The 7,666-nt window shown below is 71.2% G+C and carries 5 protein-coding genes; 3 read left to right on the top strand and 2 right to left on the bottom strand.

Annotation, left to right across the window (positions count from 1 at the left end; translation table 11 throughout):
• From VKN16_17660 to VKN16_17650, 3 genes are all read left to right on the top strand, one after another.
• The coding region (locus VKN16_17660; GenBank protein ID HME96036.1) for an ABC transporter permease subunit at window positions 1-663 on the top strand (663 nt) is incomplete at its 5' end.
• Between the two features lie 2 nt (window positions 664-665).
• Window positions 666-1,700 (top strand): cobalamin-independent methionine synthase II family protein, encoded by a 1,035-nt coding sequence (locus VKN16_17655; GenBank protein HME96035.1) that lies wholly within the window; start codon window positions 666-668, stop codon window positions 1,698-1,700.
• Window positions 1,701-1,762: 62 nt separating this feature from the next.
• Window positions 1,763-5,323, top strand: a complete 3,561-nt coding sequence (locus VKN16_17650) for an adenylate/guanylate cyclase domain-containing protein (GenBank protein ID HME96034.1) — start codon at window positions 1,763-1,765, stop codon at window positions 5,321-5,323.
• 44 nt (window positions 5,324-5,367) lie between these two features.
• Here VKN16_17650 and VKN16_17645 read toward each other — a convergent pair whose 3' ends face one another.
• Together VKN16_17645 and VKN16_17640 are read right to left on the bottom strand one after the other, a co-directional pair.
• Window positions 5,368-6,561, bottom strand: a complete 1,194-nt coding sequence (locus VKN16_17645) for an ABC transporter permease (GenBank protein HME96033.1) — start codon at window positions 6,559-6,561, stop codon at window positions 5,368-5,370.
• Complete coding sequence (locus VKN16_17640; GenBank protein ID HME96032.1) at window positions 6,558-7,664, bottom strand: ABC transporter permease; 1,107 nt, start codon at window positions 7,662-7,664, stop codon at window positions 6,558-6,560. Before VKN16_17640 ends, VKN16_17645 begins: the two co-directional genes overlap by 4 nt.
• Between the last annotated feature and the right edge of the window lie 2 nt (window positions 7,665-7,666).

The following is a 7,666-nucleotide window of genomic DNA, read 5'->3' as shown; positions in this document are numbered from 1 at the left end:
CCCCGCCTCTTCGTGCCCCCGCTCAGCGAGGCGCTGACCGCGCTCGTGACCGACCGGCGCGAGTACCTCGGCAGCCTGCCCACCACCTTCGGCGAGATCCTGGCCTCCTACGCCATCGTCTGCGGGGGCGGGATCCTGCTCGGCCAGGTGGTGGGCGCCTCGGCGACCGCGCGCCGCATGCTGCTGCCGGTGCTGCGCAGCGCCTACGCGGTGCCGCTGGTCGTGCTCTACCCGGTGATGATGGTGTGGTTCGGCCTCGGCTCGCAATCGAAGATCGCGTTCGCCGCGATCTACGCGTTCATCCCGACCATGCTCACCGCGGTCGCGGGAGTCGCCGCGCTGAGCCCCGCGCTCAACGAGACCGCGCGCGCCTTCGGGGCCACCCGCGCCCAGCAGATCCTCTACATCTCGCTCCCCGCCAGCCTGCCTTCGATGGTGGCCGCGCTGCGCCTGGGCGGGGCCCTCGTCATCGTGGGCGTCATCGTGGCCCAGATGCTGGGCGCGGCCGACGGCCTCGGCTTCCTCATCACCCGCCATCGCACGCTGCTCAACAGCCCCGGAGTGTACGCCGGCATCGTGCTGGTGCTCCTGATCACCGGGATGCACGAGATCCTCCTCCGCCGCCTGGAGCGCCGGGTGGCCGCGTACCGTCAAGGAGCCTGAGCATGATCCCCCGGCATCCCCTCGTCACCACCGTGGTCGGCAGCTATCCCCAGCCCGACTGGCTCGTGGACCGGGCGCTCTTGTCCAAGGGGGTTCCGCGGGTGCGGCTGCAGGCGATGTGGCGGGTGCCCGAGCCGTTCCGGCAGGCCGCCCAGGACGACGCCACCATCGTGGCCATCCGCGCGATGGAGCGCGCCGGCATCGACGTGATCAGCGACGGCGAGATCCGGCGCGAGAGCTACTCGAACCACTTCGCCACCGCCCTCGACGGCGTGGACGTGGCGCAGCCCGCGGTGATCACCGACCGCTACGGCAATCAGACCCACGTGCCGCGCGTGGTCGGCCGCGTGCGCCGCACGCGCCCGGTCGAGCTGCGCGGCCTGCAGTTCCTCCGCGCCAACACCGACCGCCCGGCCAAGATCACCCTGCCCGGCCCCTTCACGATGGCGCAGCAGGCCAAGAACGAGCACTACCGTGACGTGGAGTCGCTCGCGATGGATCTGGCCGCGGCGGTCAACGAGGAGGCGCGCGAGCTGCAGGCCGCCGGCGCCGATCTCATCCAGCTCGACGAGCCGTGGCTGCGCAACGATCCGGAGGCGGCCGGGCGCTTCGCGGTGCCCGCGATCAATCGCGCGCTGGAGGGCATCACGGTGCCCACCGCGCTCCACCTCTGCTTCGGCTACGCGGCGGTGGTGCGGCACCAGAAGCCGACCGGCTACTCGTTCCTGCCCCAGCTCGCCGCCACCACCGCGCAGCAGATCTCCATCGAGGCCGCCCAGCCCAAGATCGATCTCGGCGTGCTCGCCGACCTCTCGGGCAAGACCATCGTGCTGGGCGTCATCGACCTGTCCGACCCCGCGGTCGAGACCGCGGAGCAGGTGGCCGCGCGCATCCGCGCCGGCCTGACCCGCACGACCCCGGACCGGCTGATGCCCGCGCCCGACTGCGGGATGAAGTACCTGCCCCGCGAGACCGCCTTCGGCAAGCTGCGGGCGCTCAGCGAGGGCGCGCGCCTCGTCCGCTCGCAGCTGTCCTAGTTCCGGCGGGCCGGTGCGCGCGGTCTTCCGCGCACGCTCCGCGCCGTGGTACTCATACCCACATGCTCTGTGGCGTGTGCCGGGCCGACAACCCGACGGGAAACCGTTTCTGCGATCAGTGCGGCTCGGCCCTGGACAAGGCGTGTCCGAGCTGCGGGGCGAGTCTCCGGCCGGAGGCCAAGTTCTGCGGAGCCTGCGGCAAGCGCCTCGGTGAAGCGGGCCCGGTCCCCGCGGGAGGCCGGGCCCCCGCCGGCCCGGCGCCGTCTCCGCTGGACTACCGGAGTCCCGTCGTCGGCTACACGCCGCGGCATCTTGCCGACAAGATCCTGAATTCCCGGTCGGCGCTCGAGGGGGAGCGCCGCCAGGTCACCGTCCTCTTCGCGGACATCGCGGGCTTCACCACCATCGCCGAGCGGCTCGACCCGGAGGACGTCCATCGCATCGTGGATCGGTGCTTCGAGCTCATCACCGCCGAGGTGCATCGGTTCGAGGGCACCATCAATCAATACACCGGCGACGGGGTCATGGCGTTGTTCGGAGCGCCGATCGCCCACGAGGACAGCCCCCGGCGCGCCGCCCACGCCGCGCTCGCGATCCAGCGCGCGCTCCGGGACTACGATGGCGAGCTCCGGGCGCAGGGAGGCCTCCACCTCCAGATGCGGATCGGCCTGCACACCGGGCCGGTGGTGGTGGGCAAGATCGGCGACGACCTGCGGATGGACTACACCGCGGTGGGCGACACGACCAACCTGGCCGCCCGCCTCCAGCAGACCGCCCGGCCGGGCAGCGTCGTGGTGAGCGAGGCAACCCACGACGTCATCGACACCTTCTTCGAGACTCTCGATCTCGGCGAGATCTCGGTGAAGGGCCGCGCGCCCGTCCGGGCCTTCGAGGTCGTGCGGAGCCGCGCCCGCCGCTCCCGGCTCTCCGCCGCGGTCGAGCGGGGACTCACCCGCCTCGTGGGTCGCGCCCGGGAGGTCGGAACCCTGCTCGAACGCTTCGCGGACGTCAAGCAGGGGCGGGGCCAAGTCGTCTCCCTGGCCGGCGACGCGGGCATCGGCAAGTCGCGCCTGCTTCTCGAGTTCCGGCGCGCCCTGACGGAGTCCGGAGAGTCGCCCACGTGGCTGGAGGGGCAGTGCGTCTCCTTCGGTCAGTCCATCCAGTTCCTGCCGCTCATCGAGCAGCTGCGGCTGAACTTCGAGATCGAGGAATTCGACGGAGAGCCAGAAATCATCGCCAAGGTCGAGCACGCGATGCGCCGGATGGGAGAGCTCGACGCCCACATTCCATATGTCCGTTACCTGCTGTCCGTCGACCCGGGCGACCCGGCGATCCTCGACATGGATGCGGGCGCGCGCCGAGGGAAGTGCTTCGAGGCGATCCGAGCCCTTTCCGTCCGCGGGGCCCGGCGCCGGCCTCTCGTGCTCGTTTTCGAGGACCTGCACTGGGTCGACTCGGGCACCGAGGAGTATCTGGCGTCGATCGTCGACGCGGTGGCCGGCGTGCCTCTCATGCTGATCCTCACGTACCGGGTGGGCTATTCGCCCGCGATCCCGGCCCGCAGTTTCCACACCGTGCTGACCCTGCACCCGCTGTCCGAGACGGACGCGGTGGACATGGCCGGCCACGTGCTCGGCGCGGCCGACCTGCCCCCGGCGCTCCGCCGGGCCCTGCTCGAGAAGGCCGAAGGCGTGCCGCTCTTCATCGAGGAGGTGATCAAGACGCTGCTCGACCTCGGCATGCTGCGGCGGGAGGGAGACCGCTACCAGGTGGTGCAGAGCGTCGGCTCGCTCGACGTCCCCAACACCATCCAGGGCATCATCATGGCCCGGCTCGACCGGCTCGGGGAGGAGGGCAAGCGCACCGTCCAGCTCGCCTCGGTCATCGGGCGCCAGTTCCTGGGGCGGCTGCTGCAGCGGGTCGCGGGGCTGACCGAGCGGCTCTCGGACCTGCTGGAGGAGCTGAAGGACCTCGAGATCATCTACGAGCTCGGTCTGGCACCCGAGCCCGCCTACATCTTCAAGCACGCGCTCATCCAGGACGTGGCGTATCAGAGCCTGCTCAAGGAGCGCCGGCGAGACCTCCATCGGGCGGTGGGCATGGCCATCGAGGAGATCTATGCCGACCGTCTGGCCGAGCACGCCGAGGAGCTGGCTCATCATTTTCAGAACGGGGGCGAGTGGAGCAAGGCCTTCACCTATCTCGTCCGGTCCGGCGACCGCGCGAAGGCCGCGTACGCGAACGAGACCGCCCTCGACCTCTACGCGCGCGCCCTCGAGGCGAGCGAACGAGTGACTCCCGCGATCGAGCCGACCCGGATCGAGGAGGTCCATCATCGGCGGGGCGAGGTGCTGCGCCTACTGGCCCGTTACCCGGACTCCATCGCCGCGTTCGAGCGCGTGCGCGAGGCGGCTCGCCGTGGCGGCGACCGCGTGCGCGAGGGTGAGGCGCTGGTCGAGATCGCCTACAGCCAGTTCCTGGTCTTCAGCAGCGAAGGGATCGACCAGTGCCGCCGGTTCGCCCAGGAAGCCCTGGCCATCGGGCGCGAGACGGGGGACCAGCACGTGGTGGCCCGAAGCCTCTGCTACCTCGGCTTGGTGGCGCAGGCCGAGGGCGATCCGGCCGGGGGGGACCGTCTCTTCGAAGAATCACTGGGCATCGCGAGGGCCGCCGGGTTCGCGGACACCGTCGCGGTGAACCTCACCTGGCTCGGAGCCCACGCCAACTGGCGCGGGGAGTTCACCCGGGCGATCGAGACGAGCCGCCAGGCCATGACGGCGGCCCGGCAGCTCAACGATGGGCTGTCGGAGCTGCTTTCGCTGGCCTTCCTCTGCCTGGCCCAGATCGGCCTGGGCGACTACCGGGAAGCCATCGTCACGATCGACGAAGGGCTCGTCAAGGCCCGCGAGCGCAACAACTCGTTCATCGTGGGCCGTCTCACCAACACGCTGGGCTGGCTCTATCAGGAGCTCGGCGACTTCGCGCGGGCCACCGAGTACAACCGCGAGGCCGCGGACATCGGACGCCGGGCGAAGAACGCCAACGTGGAGGTCAGCTCGCTGATCAACCTGGGGCTGGACCGGCTCCACCTCGGCGACCCTCGTCGAGCCATCGCGGCAATGGAAGAGACGCAGGAGCGCGTCGAGAAGCACGCACTCGGCGCTCACCGGTGGCGGTGGTCGAACCACCTGAGCCTGTATCTCAGCGAGGCATTGCTCGCGACCGGCGAAGCCTCGCCCGCGCTTCAGCAGGCCGACAAGGCGCTGGCCCAGGCTCGCGGCACCGGATCGGTCAAGTATCAGGCCAAGGCCCTCGCGCTCCGCGGCCAGATCCTCCTCGAGGCCGGGCAGGGCCACGACGCCTCCCGCGAGCTCGCGGAGGCCCTGGCGCTCGCCCGCCGCATCGGCTATCCCACGCTCACGTGGCAGGCCGCGCATCTCCTGGCTCGCGCCCAGGCCGCCACGGGAGACGCCGAGGGCGCGGCGCGCAGCGCCCGCCTCACCCTCGAGACCATGGAGCAGATCGCCGGACGCGTTCCCGACTCCGACTTGCGGCGCGCGTTCCGGTCCTGGCGTCGCGTGGAGACGGCCCGGGAAGACGCCGATCGGCTGCTGCGCGGCTGAGGGCGCGCCGGACCTGCCGCGCCCCGCGCGTGCAGAAAGCCCGCTCAGCTGTGCTGGCTCCGGAAGCGCCAGGCGCTCACCGCCACGAGCCCGAGCGCGAGCGCGGCGAGAGCGAGGAGCTGCAGGTAGACCACCTCGAGGCCGGCGCCCTTCACGAGCACCGCGCGGGCCACGCTCGCGAAGTAGGCGATCGGGTTCAGCAGGGTGACCGGCTGGATCCAGCCGGGCATCGCCTCGATCGGAGTCAGAGCCCCCGAGAGCATGGCCAGCGGCGGATTGACGAAGAACCCGATGAGCTGGGTCTGGTTCGCGGAGCGGGCGAACGTGGACAGGAACGTGCCGATCCCGATCCCGGTGAGCACGCAGCAGGCGCAGGCGACGAGCATCAGGAGCAGGCTGCCGCGAAACGGAACGTGGAAGACGAGGCGGGCCACCATCAGGACGAGCCCGACCATGCCCATCAGCAGCACGAAGAGCGGCAGGATCTTGGCGGTGATCACCTCGAGCGCGCTGGCCGGGGTCATCAGCAGCTGCTCGACGGTGCCGCGCTCCTTCTCGCGGATCATGGTCGCGCCCGCGACCAGCGAGCCGTTCAGGATGATCAGGGTGCCGAAGATGCCGGTCACGATGAACCAGGTGTTCACCAGCCCCGGGTTGTAGAGAAAGGTGGAGCGGATCTCCACGCGGGCCCGCGGGGGCAGCGGCGGCCGCGCCTCGTCACCGTCGGCGCGCACCTCGGCGGCGGTCCGCGCCGTGGCGGGCGGCGCCCGGTCGGCGTGCTGGTTCAGCCACGCCACCGCGCCCTCGATGTAGCCCTGCGCGATCTGCGCGGTGTTGGCGTTCGCGGCGTTGAGGAGCACCTGCACGGTCACCGGGCGGCCCCGCGCGCGCTCGCGCGCGTAGTCGTAGGGCACCACCACGCCGACGTCGAGCCGCCCCGTCGCCAGCGCCGCCCCCAGCTCCTCGGCGGTGTGGTAGGAGCCGGTCAGGCGGAACGTCTGATTCTCGGTGATCGCGGCGACGAGGTCGCGGCTCGGATGCGTGCCGCTCTCGTCCACCACGCCGAGCCGCAGGTCCCGCACGTGGGAATCCAGCGCGAAGCCGAAGAGCAGGATCTGGAGCATCGGCGGCACCACCAGCGACAGGGCGAGCCGCCGGTCGCCTCGGATCTGCCGCAGCTCCTTCAGGGCCAGCGCCCAGAAGCGCCCCCCCAAGCGCGGGCCGGCCCACGCCCTCATGCCTTCACCTGCATGCGCCGCATCGCGAGCCAGGCCAGGGCGTAGTACCCGGCGCCGAGGACGCCGATCATCAGCACCGCCCACCACACCGCCGGCCAGCCGCCGCCCTGCAGGAACGCGTCGCGCACCAGGACGATGTAGTAGCGCGCCTGCACCAGGCTCGAGATCCAGGCGAGCGAGCGCGGGATGTTCTCGATCGGGAAGATGAGGCCGGAGAGCAGGAAGGCGAGCAGGAAGCCGCCGAGCGACACCCCCTGGACCGCGGCGGCCTGGTTGGGGATGGCCCCGCCCACCCAGGTGCCGAAGCTCACCACGCAGAAGAGGAAGAGGAGGCTGCCGAGGACGAGCGGCGTCGGATCGCCCGCCAGGCGCAGCCCGAACAGGGTGAACATGAGGCCGATCACGAGCAGGCACTGGACCGTCCCGATCACCATCCCGGCCAGGATCTTGCCCAGGAGGTACTCGTGGGCCGAGATGCTCGAGACGTAGACCTGCAGGATCGTCTGCTGCTCGCCCTCGCGCGACATGGCCAGCGCGGCGAGCACGGTGGGAAAGATCGACAGCGACAGCACGAGCATTCCGGGGCCGTAGAACTTGCGCGGCTCGCGGCCCGGGTTGAACCAGAGCCGGGTGGCGGTCTGCACCGCGGGCGCCCGCGCGTCGCCGGGCAGCTGCTGGACGAACGCGCGCGTGATCTGCCCGGACGCGCCCTGCACGAGCAGGGCGGTGTTGGTGTCGGTGCCGTCAACCAGCAGCTGGGCCCGGGCCACGCGGCCGCGCCGGATCTCGCGCTCGAAGTGCTCGGGCAGGATCAGGGCGCCGCGGGCGCGGCCGCGGGCGATGGCGGACTCGGGCGAGGACGCGATCGGGAGCGCGACGATCCGGAACGTGAGCGAGCTGCGGTAGGCGTCGATGTAGCGGCGCGAGAGCGGCGTCTGGTCCAGGTCCTGGACCACCAGCGGAATGTCGGTGACGGTCAGCGAGATCGTGGTGCCCAGCAGCGCGGTGAGCACCACCGGCAACACCACCGCGAGGGCCAGGGCGAGGCGGTCGCGCAGCAGCTGGGTGAGATCCTTCCGCGCCTGGGCGAGGATTCGACGCATGG

Source organism: Candidatus Methylomirabilota bacterium (genome assembly GCA_035315345.1).
Taxonomy (GTDB): domain Bacteria; phylum Methylomirabilota; class Methylomirabilia; order Rokubacteriales; family CSP1-6; genus CAMLFJ01.
The sequence above is the reverse complement of the archived record's forward strand: the minus strand, read 5'-3'. Positions and strand labels throughout refer to the sequence as shown.

Coding starts and splice junctions, on each gene's coding strand:
- VKN16_17655 (HME96035.1), top strand. CDS start 666: ATGATCCCCCGGCATCCCCTCGTCACCACCGTGGTCGGCAGCTATCCC.
- VKN16_17650 (HME96034.1), top strand. CDS start 1,763: ATGCTCTGTGGCGTGTGCCGGGCCGACAACCCGACGGGAAACCGTTTC.
- VKN16_17645 (HME96033.1), bottom strand. CDS start 6,561: ATGAGGGCGTGGGCCGGCCCGCGCTTGGGGGGGCGCTTCTGGGCGCTG.
- VKN16_17640 (HME96032.1), bottom strand. CDS start 7,664: ATGCGTCGAATCCTCGCCCAGGCGCGGAAGGATCTCACCCAGCTGCTG.